Annotated in this window: 3 protein-coding genes; 2 read left to right on the top strand and 1 reads right to left on the bottom strand. The window is 63.4% G+C overall.

What is annotated here, in order from left to right; all coding sequences use genetic code 11:
• Window positions 1-27 precede the first annotated feature (27 nt).
• Window positions 28-1,161, bottom strand: a complete 1,134-nt coding sequence (locus QOL84_RS09735) for a cupin-like domain-containing protein (RefSeq protein ID WP_283437079.1) — start codon at window positions 1,159-1,161, stop codon at window positions 28-30.
• A gap of 130 nt (window positions 1,162-1,291) precedes the next feature.
• On the opposite strand from QOL84_RS09735, the gene QOL84_RS09730 reads away from it, so the two are divergent.
• Window positions 1,292-2,026: a thioesterase II family protein gene (locus tag QOL84_RS09730; RefSeq protein ID WP_283437078.1), complete on the top strand. Its 735-nt coding sequence runs from the start codon at window positions 1,292-1,294 to the stop codon at window positions 2,024-2,026.
• Window positions 2,027-2,735: 709 nt separating this feature from the next.
• On the top strand, window positions 2,736-18,299 hold the full coding sequence (locus tag QOL84_RS09725; RefSeq protein WP_283437077.1) for a non-ribosomal peptide synthetase: 15,564 nt from the start codon (window positions 2,736-2,738) through the stop codon (window positions 18,297-18,299).
• Window positions 18,300-18,319: the final 20 nt, after the last annotated feature.

The following is an 18,319-nucleotide window of genomic DNA, read 5'->3' as shown; positions in this document are numbered from 1 at the left end:
CTCCTACAAAGCGGAGGTGGTAGCTGTTTACCAGCCGCGTCCCGAGTTGACCCAAAAGTTTACTGACAGTGAGGTCGATACCGATTCCACCTGATGGAACCAGCCTTCCGGCAGGAACAACAAATCTCCAGCCTCCAGCGTCACGCGCAAAAACGTCACGTTGCGTGCCGTTGGGAAACGCTGATAGTCCGGCGCATCCGGGTTGAAATCGCAGCCATCCAGACCACCCTGCGGCGCGGTGGACCAGGTGCCCAGCGCCTGGCGATGATGCGGCGCGGCGAGGGTGAATTTTTTCTGGCCCCAGACCTGCGCGAACAGATTGTCGGTGTCATCGCGGTGCAGCGGCGTCAGCGTGCCCTTGGGCCCGATCCAGATGCGCGGCGGGATGAATAACGAGGCGTCGAAGTAGACCGGGTATTTGATCTGTTGCATCAACTGCGCCGGCAGGATGTTGTTGCCCATGTAGGCGGGTGGTTCGCCATTCGCACCTTTGACCGCCGGTTGATCCAGCGAGGCGATGAAGTCGGCCATCGACGTCGAACGGAAATCGCGCTCGGTGGAGAAGGTTTTCTTCACGTAGTCGCCGTGGCGGGTGATGCCTTGCAGTTCGGCAAAATGCACCAGCGATTCTTCGCGGCTGAGCTTGAACAGCGGCCAGTCCTGCAGGGCGTCGCGGATGACCACCGGAACGCCGTTGGGCAGGTAGCGACTTTTGAATTCCTCAATCGACAGCTCGCTGCGCGGCCGCCGTTCGACAACGGTCTGCACCGGCAGGCGCGCGGTCAGGCGTTCGCTGACTCGCGGTGGCGTCGGGTAGCGTTTGTTCATGTCGACTTTTTCTGCGGCGCTGGCACCGCTGCGCGCATGGTCGATGATCTGCGGCAGCATCGTCGCCAGGCCCATGTTGCCGCCGATCTTCAGGCGCCCGCTGGCAAACAGTTCCTCGACATTGGCGCTGCCGGCCATGATGCCCATGAAGTCCGCTTGCGCCACTTCGATGGTCACGTCCGGTCTGGCATGGCGGCCGGCTTCGGTGCGGCTGCTGCCCTTGATCTCCGACCAATAGGCCTGATGCGGGCCGAAGACAAACTGAAAGACCCCTTCAATACCCACTGCGCCAGCATTGGCGAACAGCTTCCCCAGAATCGTTTGCAGGTCCACGGCGGTGCCTCTTTATCAGGTTTTGGCGTGAACAGGAGACGTGCCGCCCGATTGGAAATTTACCGTCGGCGCTAATTTTCAGGTGCGTCCGCGCGTTCTTTTAGCATCATGACTTTTTGAGGTGAGTGCAGTGACTCAATTGACACTGCTGTGCCTGCCGTATTCGGGGGCGAGCGCGATGGTTTACAGCCGCTGGCGGCGCAAGCTGCCGGAGTGGCTGAAATTGCAGCCGGTGGAATTGCCGGGGCGCGGCATGCGTTTCGATGAAGACTTGCAAACCGACATGCCGGCGCTGGTGCAGCAATTGGCCCGGGAACTGCGCGGTTCGCTTAAGGCGCCTTATGCGATATTCGGGCACAGCCTCGGCGCGTTGCTCGCCAGTGAGCTGGCCCACGCCTTGCGGGCCATGGGGTGCCCGCCGCCGGTGGCGCTGTTTGCCTCGGGTACGGCGGCGCCGAGCTTGCGCGACGAATACGATCGCGACCTCGCCCGGCCCAAGAGCGATGCCGAACTGCTGGAGCAACTGCGCAGCCTGCAAGGCACCAGCAGCGAGGCGTTGGAAAATGAAGAGTTGATGAGCCTGACCCTGCCGATCCTGCGCGCCGACTTCCTGTTGTGTGGCAGCCATCGCGCGGTGGAACGGCCACAGCTCGATTGCCCGGTGCACGTGCTCGGCGGCACCACCGACCGCGCCACCACCGAGCAACTGATCGGCTGGAGCCGGGAAACCCGTGGCAGTTTTTCCGTCGACATGTTTGCCGGCGGGCACTTCTTCATTCATGAGCACGAACCGAAAGTGCTGCGCCTGATCAAGGACCACCTCGACGTCCACCATCGCCGCCACACCATGACCGCCACAGCCTGACCGCACTGTAGGAGCTGCGGCACGCTGCGATCTTTTGATCCTGTTCTTCCAAAATCAAAAGATCGCAGCCTCGTTGCACTCGACAGCTCCTACCTGGATGGGTATCGGGCAAGCGGCACGCTCTCCTGAGCTGCGGCACGCTGCGATCTTTTGATCCTGTTCTTCCAAGATCAAAAGATCGCAGCCTCGTTGCACTCGACAGCTCCTACCTGGATGGGTATCGGGCAAGCGGCACGCTCTCCTGAGCTGCGGCACGCTGCGATCTTTTGATCCTGTTCTTCCAAGATCAAAAGATCGCAGCCTCGTTGCACTCGACAGCTCCTGCAGGGTTGGGTGTCGGGCAAGCGGCACGGTCTTCTGTAGGAGCTGCGGCACGCTGCGATCTTTTGATCCTGTTCTTCCAAAATCAAAAGATCGCAGCCTCGTTGCACTCGACAGCTCCTACAGGGTTGGGTATCGGGCAAGCGGCACGGTCTCATGTAGGAGCTGCGGCACGCTGCGATCTTTTGATCCTGTTCTTCCAAAATCAAAAGATCGCAGCCTCGTTGCACTCGACAGCTCCTACCGGGGCTGTGCCGGGCGATGGGGAAATCCGCGTTTTGCCTCCCGCCTGACAGTTGTTCTCATTCGCTAATTTTTCCGGTCTGGATTCGTTTTATAGGGACGACGTGCCTTTGTGCTTCCTGCCTACTGATCCGGATGCTAAGAAATGAATGCTGAAGACTCCTTGAAACTCGCTCGCCGGTTTATCGGGTTGCCCCTGGAAAAGCGCCAGATGTTTCTGGCCGCCCTGAGTAAGGAAGGGGTGGATTTTTCCCGGTTCCCGATACCCGCCGGTGTCGAGGTCGAGGATCGTCAGGCGTTGTCCTACGCCCAGCAGCGCATGTGGTTTCTCTGGCAGCTGGATCAGCACAGCGGCGCGTACAACTTGCCCGGCGCGGTGCGGCTCAAGGGGCGTTTGAACAAGGCAGCGGTGGAGCAGGCGTTCGAAAGCCTGGTGGCGCGCCACGAAACCCTGCGCACCGTGTTCGAGCGCCAGGCCGATGATCGCTTGCAACAAGTGCCGGCCAGCGTGCCATTGCGCGTCGAGCAGATTGATCTGCGCGATCTGCCGCAAGCAGCCCGTGAGCAGGCGGTGCTGCGCGAGGTCGAGGCGCAATCCGTGTTGCCGTTCGATCTGGCGCAAGGGCCGTTGCTGCGGGTCAAGTTGCTGCAACTCGCCGAGCAGGAACACGTCCTCCTGCTGACCCTGCACCACATCGTTTCCGACGGCTGGTCGATGAACGTCCTGATCGACGAGTTCACCCGTTGCTACGACGCCCATGATGCCGGCGCCGAGCCGCAACTGCCGGCGCTGCCGATCCAGTACAGCGACTATGCCCTGTGGCAGCGCCGCTGGCTGGAAGCGGGTGAGCAGGCGCGGCAACTGCAATACTGGCAGGCGCGTCTGGGTGACGAGCATCCAGTGCTCGAACTGCCGACCGATCACTCGCGCCCGGCCATGCCAAGCTATCGCGGCACCCGCCATGAATTCGCCCTCGACCCTGAACTGGCAGAGCAACTGCGCAGCACCGCGCGCCAACACAACGTCACCTTGTTCATGTTGCTGCTCGGCGCCTTCAACGTGTTGCTGCATCGCTATACCGGGCAAAACGATATCCGCGTCGGCGTGCCCATCGCCAACCGTAACCGCGCGGAAGTCGAAGGCCTGATCGGCTTCTTCGTCAACACCCAAGTGCTGCGCACCGAACTCGATGGCCAGACCCGCGTCGATGAATTGCTACGCGCGATCAAAGACACTGCGCTGGGCGCGCAGGCGCATCAGGATCTGCCGTTCGAGCGTCTGGTCGAAGCGCTCAAGCTTGAGCGCAGCCTCAGCCACACGCCGCTGTTCCAGGTGATGTACAACCATCAGCCGCAAGTCGCCGATATGTCTGCGCTGACCACCGCCTCCGGCCTGCAGCTGAGTGCGCTGGACTGGCAGAGCCGCACCACCCAGTTCGACCTGACGCTCGATACCTATGAGCAGGGCGGCAAGCTGCGTGCGGCATTGACCTACGCCAGCGACCTGTTCGACGCCGCGACCATCGAGCGCATGGCGCGGCACTGGACGCGCCTGTTGCAGGCGATGGTCGGCGATGCTTCTCAGCGTATCGGCGAACTGCCGCTGCTCGATGCCGACGAAGTGCGAGTGCTGGTCCACGACTGGAACAACACCGCGCAAAACTACCCGACCGAACACTGCATGCACCAGTTGATCGAGGCGCAGGCACTGCGCACGCCGGACGCCACGGCGCTGGTGTTCGGCAACGTCGAATTGAGCTACGCGCAACTGGAGGCGCGGGCCAATCAATTGGCCAATCTGTTGCGCGAGCAAGGCGTCGGCCCGGATGTGCTGGTGGGCATTTCGCTCGAGCGCTCGATTGAAATGGTCGTCGGCCTGTTGGCGATCCACAAGGCCGGCGGCGCCTACGTGCCGCTCGACCCGGAATACCCGCAGGAACGCCTGGCCTACATGATCGAAGACAGCGCGATTGCCTTGCTGTTGACCCAGAGCAGTCTGCTCGAACGCTTGCCGACCCAAGGCGTAAGCGTCATCACCCTCGATCAGGACGGCGACTGGCTGGAGCGCTACAGCGATGCGCGTCCAGCGGTAGCGATGGACAGCCTCAACCTCGCTTATGTGATTTACACCTCCGGCTCGACCGGCAAACCGAAAGGCGCCGGCAACAGCCATGCGGCGCTGGTCAACCGTTTGTGCTGGATGCAGCAAGCGTACGGCCTGGATCACCGCGATGCGGTGCTGCAAAAGACTCCGTTCAGTTTCGACGTGTCGGTCTGGGAGTTCTTCTGGCCGCTGATGAGCGGTGCCCGTCTGGTGGTAGCGGCGCCGGGCGAACACCGTGAACCGGCGCGCCTGATCGAGACCATCGGCCGTCATCAAATCACTACGCTGCACTTTGTACCGTCGATGCTCCAGGCGTTCATTCATGAGCCGGGCGTCGAGGCGTGCAGCAGCCTCACGCGGATTGTTTGCAGTGGTGAAGCATTGCCGCTCGACGCGCAGTTGCAGGTGTTCGCCAAACTGCCGAACGCCGGCTTGTACAACCTCTACGGGCCGACCGAAGCGGCCATCGACGTCACCCACTGGACGTGCGTCGACGAAGGCGCCGACAGCGTGCCGATCGGTGAACCGATCGGCAACCTGCGCACCCACGTGCTGGACGCGCAATTGTGCCCGGTGCCGGCCGGTGTTGCCGGTGAGTTGTACCTCGGCGGTGCCGGTCTGGCGCGCAGTTACCACCGTCGCCCGGCGCTGACCGCCGAGCGTTTTGTGCCGTGCCCGTTCCACGACGGCGCGCGCCTCTATCGCACCGGTGACCGTGTGCGCCAGCGTGCCGACGGCGTGATCGAATACCTCGGTCGTCTCGATCATCAGGTCAAGCTGCGCGGCCTGCGCATCGAACTCGGTGAAATCGAAACCTGCCTGACCCAGCATCCGCTGGTTCGTGAAGCGGTGGTGCTGGTGCAGGGCGGCAAGCATCTGGTGGCGTATCTGGTGCTGGAAGGTGCCGAGCCCGAGGCGCAATGGCAGCAGACCCTGAAAGCCTGGCTGCTCGGCAGCCTGCCGGAATTCATGGTGCCGACCTACCTGATGCCACTGGCCAAATTGCCGGTAACCGCCAACGGCAAACTCGACCGCCGCGCCTTGCCCGAGCCGGAAGCGGCGGTGCAACAAGCGTTCGTCGAACCGCAGGACGCGATGCAGACCGCCCTCGCGGCGATCTGGCAGCAGGTGCTGGGCGCCGAGCGCATTGGCGTGGAAGACAACTTCTTCGAGCTGGGCGGCGATTCGATCATCTCGATTCAAGTGGTCAGCCGTGCCCGTCAGGCCGGGATTCGTCTCAGCCCACGGGATCTGTTCCAGTACCAGACCGTGCGCAGCCTTGCGCTGGTCGCCAGCTTCGAACAGCAGACCACGCAGGATCAGGCGCCAGCCACGGGTGCGGTATTGCTGACGCCGGTGCAGCATTATTTCTTCGAACAGCCGATGGCGGTGCGTGGGCACTGGAACCAATCGCTGTTGCTGACGCCACGGCAGACGTTGCAGGCGCCATTGCTCGAGCGTGCGCTGAGCCAATTGCTCAATCAGCACGATGCCTTGCGTCTGCGTTTCAACCAGGACGCAAAAGGCTGGCAGCAAACCTATGCCGACGTCGTCAGCGAGTCCGGTTTGTGGCTGCGTCAGGCTGATGGTGAGGAGGCGCTCGCCGGGCTGTGCGATGCAGCCCAGCGCAGCCTCGATTTGCACAACGGTCCATTGTTGCGGGCAATGCTGGTGGAGATGGCCGACAACACTCAGCGGCTGTTGCTGGTGATTCATCACCTGGCGGTGGACGGCGTGTCGTGGCGGTTGTTGCTGGAAGATCTGCAACAGGCTTACACGCAACTGGAAAGCGGCGGCGGTGTGGTGCTGCCGGCGCGCACCAGCGCCTATCAGGCCTGGGCCGAACGCTTGCACGAGTACGCGCCGCAACTGCACGCAGAATTGCCGTACTGGCAGCAACAAGCGGCGCGCGCCGAACTGCCGTGCGAGCGTGCGCAAGGCAGTCTGGAAAATCGTTTCGGACAGAAAATCGAAGTGCGCCTCGACAGCGAGTCGACGCGGCAGTTGCTGCAAAGCGCCCCGGCGGCGTATCGCACGCAGGTCAACGATTTGCTCCTGACCGCACTGGCGCGGGTGATCTGCCGCTGGAGCGGACAGCCTTCGACCTTGATTCAACTGGAAGGCCACGGTCGCGAAGACCTGTTTGATGACCTCGACCTGACCCGCACGGTGGGCTGGTTCACCAGCCTGTTCCCGGTCAGCCTGCAACCGGCCGAAACGCTGGCGGCGTCGATCAAGGCGATCAAGGAACAACTGCGCGGGGTACCGGGCAAAGGCCTCGGTTACGGCTTGTTGCGTTATCTCGGTGAACCGGCGGCGCAACAGGCGCTGGCAGCGCTGACACCGCCGCGCATCACCTTCAACTACCTCGGCCAGTTCGATCGCCAGTTCGACGAGGCAGCCCTCTGGGAGCCGGCCCGCGAGCGCAGCGGCACGGCGCAGGATGAGCGCGCGCCGCTGGCCAACTGGCTGACCGTGGAAGGCCAGGTGTATGGCGGCGAACTGGCGCTGCAATGGGGCTTCAGCGAGCAGATGTTCGATGCCGCAACGATTGCGCAGTTGGCCGCTGCCTACACCGCTGAACTGAAATCGTTGATCGAACATTGCTGCGCGACGCCGGCCGGCCAGGCCACGCCGTCCGATTTCCCGTTGGCGCAGGTCAGCCAGCAGCAGCTCGATGAACTGCCGCTGAGCCTGGCGGCTGTCGAGGATCTCTACCCGCTGTCGCCGATGCAGCAGGGCATGTTGTTCCACACTCTGTACGAGCCGCAGGTCGGTGCGTACATCAACCAGTTGCGCCTGGATATCCACGGCCTCGACCTGACGCGTTTCACCCAGGCATGGCAAGCGGCGCTGGCGCGGCATGACATTTTGCGCAGCAGTTTCCACTGGCTGGGTTTGCACAGCGCGCATCAGGCGATCCATCGTCAGGTCGAGCTGCAATTGCAGGTGCTCGAGCAGGCCGACGCCGACCTAGATGCGCTGGCCGACGCCGAGCGTGAGCGCGGTTTCGAGTTGAGCGCAGCGCCACTGTTTCGTCTGCAACTGGTGCGCACCGATGCGGATGCCTGGCACCTGATCTACACCAGCCATCACATCCTCATGGACGGCTGGAGCAACGCGCAATTGCTCGCCGAAGTGATCCAGCATTACGCCGGCCACGCGCCGGGCAAACCGCTGGGCCAATACCGCGACTACCTCGGCTGGCTGCAACAGCAATCGACGAGTGCCGGCGAGCAGTTCTGGAAGGCTGCGCTGGCGCCGCTGGACACGCCGACCCTGCTCGCCGAAGCGCTGCGTCCGCCGGTCGACGGCCACGGCAGTGATGAGCTGCGAGTATCACTCGACGAACAGACCACCCGTGCTCTGGCGGATTTCGCCCGCCAGCAGAAAGTCACCCTCAACACCGTGATGCAAGCGGCGTGGGGGCTGATGCTGCAACGTTACACCGGTCAGGATTGCGTGGCGTTCGGCGCCACGGTCGCCGGGCGTTCGGCGGCATTGCCGGGCATCGAGCAGCAATTGGGCCTGTTCATCAACACCTTGCCGATGGTCTGCGGCGCTTCGCCGGAGCAGTCGTTGGGCCAGTGGCTGGGCGAACTGCAAGCCTTGAACCTGAGCATGCGCGAGTTCGAACACGTGCCGCTCTACGATATTCAGGGTTGGGCCGGTCAACAGGGCACGGCGCTATTCGACAGCCTGCTGGTGTTCGAAAACTTCCCGGTGGCCGAAGCGCTCAAGCGTGGAGCCCCGGCCGGTCTGTCGTTCGGCGAGATGCACAACCACGAGCGCACCAACTATCCGCTGACCCTCGGCATCGAACTGGCGGCGGGCCTGAGCCTGGAATTCAGCTACGACGCCGCGCGCTTCAGCGCTGCACAAATCGCCCAACTGAGCGGCAACCTGCAACACCTGCTGGCGCAAATGGTCGCGACGCCGGACATCCGTCTGGGCGCCTTGCAACTGCTCGATGACGCTGGCCGCGCCGCCGTGTTGGCGGCCAGTCAGCCGCTGAACCTGCATCTGCGCAGTGACGCGCTGGTGCATCAGCGCTTCGCCGCGCAGGCCGCCGCCACCCCGCATGCGTTGGCCTTGCAGGTCGGTGCGCAGCAACTGAGTTACGCTGAGCTGAACGCCCAGGCCAACCGTCTGGCCCATCGTCTGCTGGCGCAGGGCGTGACGGCGGGGCAGCGTGTCGGTCTGGCGATGCGCCGTGGCCCGCAACTGATCGTCAGCCTGCTGGCGGTGCTCAAGAGTGGCGCGGCGTATGTGCCGCTCGACCCGAAATACCCGGCCGAACGTCTCGCCTACATGATCGACGACAGCCGTCTCGACCTGTTGCTGTGCGAAGCCGGTCTGCTCACGGATCTGCCGTTGCCGGATAGCCTGGCGCACCTGAACATGGTTGATCTGGACGCTGAACTGGCTGGCTATTGCGACAGTGATCCGCACAACACAGCGGTGCCCGCCGACCTCGCGTATGTGATCTACACCTCCGGTTCCACCGGCCAGCCGAAAGGCGTGGCCATCGATCATGGCGCCTTGCGCGAGTTCTGCCAGACCGCCGCCGAATATTCGGCGCTGACCGCCGAAGACCGCGTGTTGCAATTCGCGACCTTCAGCTTCGACGGTTTTGTCGAGCAGTGCTACCCGCCGCTGTGTGTCGGCGCGGCGCTGATCATGCGCGGCGACGATCCATGGGACGCCGGGCAAATGGCCGCGGAAATCGTCGCGCACAACGTCACCCTGGCGGACTTGCCGGCGGCTTACTGGTACCTGCTGGCGCGCGAATGCGCCAACGGCACGGTGACCAGTCTCGGCCAGTTGCGTCAGGTCCACGTCGGTGGCGAGGCGATGTCGGTGGAAGGCTTGCGCCTGTGGCACGAAGCCGGTCAGGGCCATGTGCGCCTGATCAACACCTACGGCCCGACAGAAGCGACCGTGGTTTCCAGCGTGCACACCTGCCGTCTGGAAGATGCCAACGACACCTTCGGCATTCCGATCGGTCAGGCCACCGCCGGCCGCGCGTTGTACGTGCTGGACGCGGCCGGTGAGCTGTTGCCGGCCGGCGGCGTCGGCGAGTTGTGCATCGGTGCGCAGGCGTGCCTGGCGCAAAGCTACTTTGATCGTCCGGCGCTGACTGCCGAACGCTTCCTGCCGGATCCGTTTGCCACGCAACCGGGCGCTCGCCTGTATCGCAGCGGCGACCTCGCGCGCTACAACGCGGCCGGTGCGCTGGAGTACGTCGGGCGTATCGACCATCAAGTGAAGATTCGCGGTTTCCGCATAGAAATGGGCGAAATCGAAGCCTGCCTGCAAGCCCTTGAACAGGTGCGCGAGGCAGCGGTGATTGCACAGGACGGCCCGGGCGGCGCGCAACTGGTGGCGTATGTGGCTGCCACGGACGCGGCATTGTTCAAGGCCGCAGCAACGCTGCAAGCGGCGTGGCTGGAGCAGCTGAAAAACGTGCTGCGTCAGGCGCTGCCGGAATACATGGTGCCGGCGCATCTGTTGTTGCTGGCGGCGCTGCCGCTGAACAACAACGGCAAGCTCGATCGCAAGGCATTGCCGAAGGTCGATCTGCATCAAAGCCAATACGCCTACGTGGCGCCGCAGACTGCGCTGCAACAAGACTTGGCGGCGATCTGGGAAGCGGTGCTGCAAGTGGCGCCGATCGGTCTCGCCGATCAGTTCTTCGAGCGCGGTGGCCACTCGTTGCTGGCGACCCAAGTGATTTCGCGGGTGCGCCATGAACTGAAACTCGACGTGCCCCTGCGCGTGTTGTTCGAACAGCCAAGCCTCGACGGTTTCGCCAAGGCCTGTGCTGAACTGCAAACCAGCCACACGCTGCCAATGGTTGCACTGCCGCGTGGTGAGCCGATGGCATTGTCCTTCGCTCAGGAACGCCAGTGGTTCCTCTGGCAGCTGGAGCCGGACAGTGCGGCGTATCACGTGCCGACCGCGCTGCATCTGCGCGGGACGCTGAACAGCGCCGCGCTGGATCAGGCCTTCCAGGCGCTGGTGGCGCGTCACGAATCGCTGCGCACGGTGTTTGTCGAAGAGTCGACGCAAACCCTGCAAGTGATTCGCCCGGCCGAACACCTGCTGATCGAGCGCGCAAGCTTCGACCCGCAGGCCAGCGAGGCGCAACTCAAGGCGCGGGTGGAAGCGGAAATCCAGCGCCCGTTCGATCTGCTCAACGGGCCGTTGCTGCGGGTGTTGTTGCTGGAACTGAGCAGCAGCCATCACGTCCTGGTCATCACTGCGCACCACATCATTTCCGATGGCTGGTCGATGCAGGTCATGGTCGATGAACTGGTGCGCCTGTACGGCGCGTTCAGCGAGGCCCGCGATGCACAACTGCCGGCGTTGCCGTTGCAGTACGCCGACTATGCCGTGTGGCAGCGTCAATGGATGAACGACGGCGAAAGCGCCCGCCAACTGGCCTACTGGCGCGAGCGCCTGGGTGGCGAGCAGCCGGTGCTGGAGTTGCCGTTCGACTTCCCGCGTCCGGCTCAGCAGAGTTTCCGTGGCGCGCGTTTCGACTTCGCGCTGCCAACCGATCTGGCGCAGGAGCTCAATGCTCTGGCGCAACGTGAAGGCGTGACCTTGTTCATGCTCTTGCTGGCGTCCTTCCAGACCTTGCTGCAACGCTACAGCGGACAGCGTGACATTCGTGTCGGCGTGCCGGTGGCCAACCGCAATCGCCTGGAAACCGAAGGCCTGATCGGCTTCTTCGTCAACACCCAAGTGCTGCGTGCCGAGATCGAACCGCAGCACGGTTTTGACCAATTGCTGCAGCAGGTTCGCCAGGCGGTACTGGATGCCCAGGCTTATCAGGACCTGCCGTTCGAACAACTGGTGGATGCGGTACAACCGCAACGCAGCCTCAGCCACAGCCCATTGTTCCAGGTGCTGTTCAATCACCAGAACCTTGAGCGTCAGCCAAGCTTGCTTGCGGATTTGCACATCGAAGGCATCGCCTGGGACAGTGCGGCGGCGCAGTTCGACCTGACGCTGGACACCGCAGAAGTGCAAGGCGGGTTGGCCGCATCGCTGACTTACGCCACCGATCTGTTCAAGCGCGAGACCGTCGAGCAGCTGTCGCGGCACTGGCTCAATGTGTTGCGCGCGGTCAGCCGCCAGGTATCGCAGTGCATCGGCGATCTGCCGCTGCTTGACAACGCCGAGCAGCAACTGATCATGGCCGACTGGAACAGCCATGAACTGCCAGAATCGACCGATCACACTCTGCAGGCGCTGGTCGAGGCGCAAGTTGCGGCCACGCCGGATGCGTTGGCGATGATCTTCGGCGAACAACAGTTGAGCTATCGGCAGTTGAACAACCGCGCCAATCGCCTCGCGCTGCAATTGCGCGACTATGGCGTGGGCGCCGAAGTGCGCGTTGGCGTGGCGCTGCCCCGTTCGACGGAGATGATTGTCGCCTTGCTCGCCGTGCTCAAGGCCGGCGGCACCTACGTGCCACTCGATCCGAGCTACCCGGCCGAGCGTCTGAGCTACATGCTCGAAGACAGCCGCGCCGCGTTGTTGCTGGTGGGTGTCGATGGTGAATTGTCGTCGCTGGCGACGCCGGGCCTGCGCGTGCTGGCGGTGGCGCCGGAGGCGGATGATCTGCCGGACGTCGGCAATCTGCCGCCAGTGAGCGGCGCGGACAACCTCGCCTATGTGATTTACACCTCCGGCTCCACCGGCAAGCCCAAGGGCGTGGCGATCACCCATCGCAACGCTGCGGCACTGATCCAGTGGGCGCATGGCGTCTACAGCCAGGCCGATTTGCAAGGCGTGTTGGCATCGACCTCGATCTGCTTCGACCTGTCGGTGTGGGAACTGTTTGTCACCCTGGCCGGCGGCGGTTTCTTCGTTCTCGCGCAAAACGCCCTGGAGCTGCCGGACCTGCCGGCGCGCGATCGGGTCAGCCTGATCAACACCGTGCCGTCGGCGATTGCCGCGTTGCAACAGGCCGGGCAGATTCCGTCGAGCGTGCGCATCATCAACCTCGCCGGCGAACCGCTGAAACAGTCGCTGGTCGATGCTCTGTACGGTCAGCCGACGCTGCTGCATGTCTACGATTTGTATGGTCCGTCCGAAGACACCACGTACTCGACTTATGTGCGGCGTGAGGCCGGTGGTCAGGCGACGATCGGCCGGCCATTGGCGGGCACCGACAGTTTTGTCCTCGATGCGCGTCTGCAACCGGTGCCGCTGGGTGTGGTCGGTGAGTTGTACCTGGCCGGCGCCGGGCTTTCCCGGGGTTATCTGTTGCGCCCGGAATTGACCTGCGAGCGCTATGTGCCGAACCCGTTCAGCACCAGCGGTGAGCGGATGTACCGCACCGGTGACCTGGTGCGTTACCAGGCCGATGGCCAGATCGAGTACCTCGGTCGGGTCGACCATCAGATCAAGGTGCGCGGCTTCCGTATCGAGTTGGGTGAGATCGAAAAACGCCTGGTGGCGCACCACGCCGTACACGAAGCGGTGGTGGTGGCGCGCGACAGCGGCCATGGCACGCAACTGGTCGGTTACGTGGTCAGCGCCAGCCAACCGCAGGCAGCAGCGCTGGATCAGGAGCTGCGTGCATGGCTCAAGGAAACCCTGCCGGAATACATGCTGCCGGCGCAGTTGATGTTCCTTGAGCAACTGCCGCTGACACCGAACGGCAAGCTCGACCGCAAGGCGCTGCCGGAACCTGATTTCAACACTGCCCAAGCCAGCTATCAGGCGCCGCGCAATGCTGTGGAGCAGGCGCTGGTGGCGATCTGGCAAGACGTTCTCAAACTCACGCAAGTGGGCATCAGCGACAACTTCTTCGAACTCGGCGGCGATTCCATCGTGTCGATTCAGGTGGTCAGCCGCGCACGTGCGGCGGGCATTCACTTCAGCGCCAAAGAGCTGTTCCAGCATCAGACCGTCGAGGATCTGGCGCGGGTCGCGCGGCAGTCGGAAGCGCTGGCCGTCATCGATCAAGGCCCGGTGCGTGGCGCGACGCCGCTGCTGCCGATCCAGCATGACTTCTTCGCCCAGGCGATTGTCGAGCGTTCGCACTGGAACCAGTCGCTGTTGTTGCGTCCGGCGCAGGCGTTGAATGCACTAGCGCTGGAGCAGGCCTTGCTGGCCTTGCTCGGACATCACGATGCCTTGCGTTTGGGTTTCGAAGCTTCGGCGCACGGCTGGGATGCCTTGCACCTGCCGCTGGACCCGCAAGCCAGTGTGCTATGGCAAGCCGATGTCGCCGACGCGGCCGCGCTGGAGGTCTTGTGCGAAAAAGCCCAGCGCTCGCTGGACATCGAAAACGGGCCATTGCTGCGCGCGGTACTGGCGCATCTGGCGGATGGCTCGCAACGCCTGTTGCTGGTGATCCATCACCTGGCGGTCGACGGTGTTTCGTGGCGCATCCTGCTGGAAGATCTGCAAAGCGCCTACGGCCAGTCCGTGGCCGGGCAAACCGTGCAATTGCCGTTGAAGACCAGCGCTTTCAAAGTGTTCGCCGAGCGCATGCAAGCCTACGCCGTGACCGCGCCGTTGCAGGCCGAACTCGGTTATTGGAAAGAGCAGGGCGCACTGGCCGAGTTGCCGTGTGACAACCCTGCTGGCAGCCTGGAAAACCGTCACGCGGTGATTGTCCAGAGCCGTCTCGACTCAACGTTGACCCGGCAACTGCTGCAAGACGCGCCGAGCGCCTATCGCACCCAGGTCAACGACCTGCTGCTGACCGCGTTGGCGCGGGTGATCTGCCGCTGGAGCGGGCAACCGGCAACCTCGATTCAGCTCGAAGGCCATGGCCGCGAAGAGCTGTTCGACGACGTAGACCTGACCCGTACCGTCGGCTGGTTCACCAGTCTGTTCCCGTTGCGCCTGACCCCGCAAAGCGATCTCGGCGCCTCGATCAAGGCAATCAAGGAGCAACTGCGCGGCGTGCCGAACAAAGGCCTGGGCTTCGGTGCCCTGCGCCATTTGGGCGACAGCGCAACGCAAGCGGCACTCGGCGCAGTGGCGATGCCGCGCATCACCTTCAACTACCTCGGTCAGTTCGACAGCCAGTTCGACGAGCGCTCGCTGTTTGTCCCGGCCACGGAAAAATCCGGCGCCGAACAAAGCGACAGCGCGCCACTGAGCAACTGGCTGTCGCTCAACGGTCAGGTGTATGGCGGCGAGTTGAGTCTGGACTGGAGCTTCAGTCGCGAGATGTTCGACGAGGCGAGCATTCAGCGCCTGGCGGATGACTACACCAGCGAGCTGAGTTTGCTGGTCGAGCATTGCCTGCGCGGCGAACACGGCGGCTTCACACCGTCGGACTTCCCGCTGGCCGCGCTGCAGCAGGCGCAACTGGACGGTCTGGGCCTCAGCGCCCGTGACATCGAGGACATCTATCCGCTGTCGCCGATGCAGCAGGGCATGCTCTTCCACAGCTTGTTCGCGCAAGGCAGTGGCGACTACATCAACCAGATGCGCGTCAGCGTGCAGGGCCTGGATGTCGAGCGTTTCCGTGACGCCTGGCAAGCCACCGTGCAGGCGCATGCGGTGCTGCGCAGCGGTTTCCTCTGGACCAGTGAGCAAGAGCAACCGGTGCAAGTGGTGCAGCGCCATGCCGTGCTGCCATTCAGCGTGCACGACTGGCGCGGCCAGGCCGCACAGGCGCAGGCGCTGGAAGATCTGGCAAGTGCCGAACGCGAGCAGGGTTTTGTCTTGAGCGCGGCGCCGTTGTTGCGTCTGGTGCTGGTGCAGACGGCCGATGATTGCCATGAGCTGATCTACACCAGCCATCACATCCTGATGGACGGCTGGAGTAATTCGCAGCTGCTCGGTGAAGTGTTGCAACGCTACAGCGGCCAGGCCTTGCCAGGGCGTGTCGGCAGCTATCGCGATTACATCGGCTGGCTGCAACGCCAGGACGGCGCTGCGGCTGAAACCTTCTGGAAAGGCCAACTGAGCCTGCTTGACGAGCCAACCTTGCTGGCCCGCGTCTCGGCGGATCACACGCCGCTCGACAGCCACGGGCATGCCAACCACACCCAGTTGCTCGACAGCCAGCAGACCCGTGGCCTGAGCGAATTCGCCCGGCGCCAGAAGGTCACCGTCAACACCTTGGTGCAAGGTGCGTGGCTGTTGCTGTTGCAACGCTACACCGGGCAATCCGCCGTCGCCTTCGGTGCGACGGTGTCGGGGCGTCCGGCGGATTTGCCGGGTGTCGAGCAACAGATCGGTCTGTTCATCAACACCTTGCCGGTGATCGCTGCACCGCGTCCGGAGCAGGCGTTGGGTGCATGGCTGCAAGCCTTGCAGACGCAGAACCTGGCATTGCGCGAGTTTGAACACACGCCGTTGTTCGACATTCAGCGCTGGGCCGGGCAGGGCGGTGAAGGCCTGTTCGACAGCCTGTTGGTGTTCGAAAACTATCCGGTCTCCGAGGCTCTGGACAAGGGCGCGCCGCAAGGCATGCGCTTCGGTCAGGTGTCGAGCCACGAGCAGACCAACCTGCCGCTGACCGTGCTGGTGGACCTGGGCGATACGCTGTCGTTGCAGTTTTCCTACGCGCGCCAGCACTTCAGCGAGACGCTGATCGCGCAGATGGCCGAGCAGATGCAGCACCTGTTGCTGCAATTCAGCCAGGCGTCGACAGAGACATCGATCAGCCGCGTGCAACTGATGGATGCCGCGCAGCAGCAAGCGGTCTTGCAGGACTGGAATCGCCACAGCGCGGCCTTCGCGCAAACCGCCAGCCTGCATCAGTTGATCGAAGCGCAGGTGCAGCGCTCACCGCAAGCGATTGCCGTGACCCTCGACGAGCAGCAACTGACCTACGCCGAGCTGAACAGCCGCGCCAATCGCCTCGCCCATGCGCTGATTGCGCGTGGCGTTGGCCCGGACGTGCTGGTCGGTCTGGCCGCCGAGCGTTCGCTGCAGATGATTGTCGGCTTGCTGGCGATCCTCAAGGCGGGCGGCGCTTACCTGCCACTCGATCCGCAATACCCGGCCGAGCGTTTGCAATACATGGTCGAAGACAGCGGCATCAGCCTGCTGTTGATGCAGTCTGGTGTGCTGGCGCACGTGGATCTGCCGGCAGCGGTCGAGACCTTGCTGCTGGGCGAGGAACCAGCGGATTACCCGACCACCGATCCACAGGTGACAGTCGACAGCGATAACCTCGCCTATGTGATTTACACCTCCGGTTCCACCGGTAAACCGAAGGGCACGCTGCTGGCGCATCAACAGGTGTTGCGCCTGTTCGCCGCCAGCGAGCACTGGTTCAATTTCGGCCCGCAGGACAGCTGGACGCTGTTCCATTCCTACGCATTCGACTTCTCGGTCTGGGAAATTTTCGGGGCGCTGCTGCACGGCGGGCGTCTGGTGATCGTGCCGCACGCGGTCAGCCGTTCGCCGGAAGAATTCTATGCCTTGCTCTGCCGCGAGCAGGTCACGGTGTTGAACCAGACGCCTTCGGCGTTCAAGCAACTGATGCAGGTGGCCACGGATGCGCGGCAGACCGTGCAACCGTCGCTGCGCTATGTGGTGTTCGGCGGAGAGGCGCTGGAAGTGAAGAGCCTGCGACCATGGTTCGAGCGCTTCGGCGACAGCGCGCCGCAACTGATCAACATGTACGGCATCACCGAAACCACCGTGCACGTGACCTATCGGCCGTTGTCGCTGGCGGACTTGCACAACGAGGCGGGCAGCCCGTTGGGCGAGCCGATCCCGGACTTGTCGTGGTACGTGCTGGACAGCGATCTCAGCCCGGTGGCCAAGGGTTGCATCGGCGAGCTGCACGTCAGCGGTGCCGGGCTGGCGCGCGGTTACCTCAACCGCGCTGACCTGAGTGCCTTGCGCTTTGTGCCGAACCCGTTCAACGGCAATGGCCAGCGCCTGTACCGCACCGGCGACCTCGCGCGTTATTGCGCCGATGGCCGGATCGAGTACGCCGGACGCATCGACCATCAGGTGAAGATTCGTGGTTTCCGCATCGAGCTGGGCGAAATCGAAGCGCAACTGCTGGCGGTGCCGGGCATCCGTCAGGCGGTGGTGCTCGATCAGCCGGGCGTCGGCGGCGTGCAACTGGTCGCCTACCTCGTCGCGGCGCAGGCGGTCGAGCCGGCGGAGCAGGGGGCATGGCGCGATCAGGTGCGTCAGGCGCTAAAAGGCAATCTGCCGGATTACATGGTGCCGGCGCACTTGCTGCTGCTCGACAGGCTGCCACTGACGGCCAACGGCAAGCTCGACCGGCGGGCCTTGCCGCAGCCGGACGCGCACCTGTTGCAGGGCGCCTACGTGGCGCCGGTCAGCGCGTTGCAACAGCAGATCGCCGAAGTCTGGGGCGACGTGCTGAAACTCGAGCGGGTGAGCCTGACTGACAACTTCTTCGAACTCGGCGGCCATTCGTTGCTGGCGACCCAGGTGGTGCTGCGTTTGCGCGAAGTGCTGGGCTTTGAAATCCCGCTGGCGAGCCTGTTCGGCAGTGCCGATCTGGCCGCGTTCAGCGATGCCGTACAAGCCCTGCAACCCGATTTGCAGCCCGTTCATGATGTTTTGGCTAAATCCTTGGAGGCTCTCAATCGTTTATCAGCAGATGAACTTGAAAAACTGATTTCCTAAGAGGACCACGGCATGCAGCA

Source organism: Pseudomonas helmanticensis, assembly GCF_900182985.1.
GTDB classification, from domain to species: Bacteria; Pseudomonadota; Gammaproteobacteria; order Pseudomonadales; family Pseudomonadaceae; genus Aquipseudomonas; species Aquipseudomonas helmanticensis.
Note: the sequence above shows the minus strand (reverse complement) of the source record. Positions and strands in the feature narration are given on the sequence as shown.

Excerpts from the sequence above, each read along its gene's own strand:
- QOL84_RS09725 (WP_283437077.1), top strand. The coding sequence starts at position 2,736 with ATGAATGCTGAAGACTCCTTGAAACTCGCTCGCCGGTTTATCGGGTTG.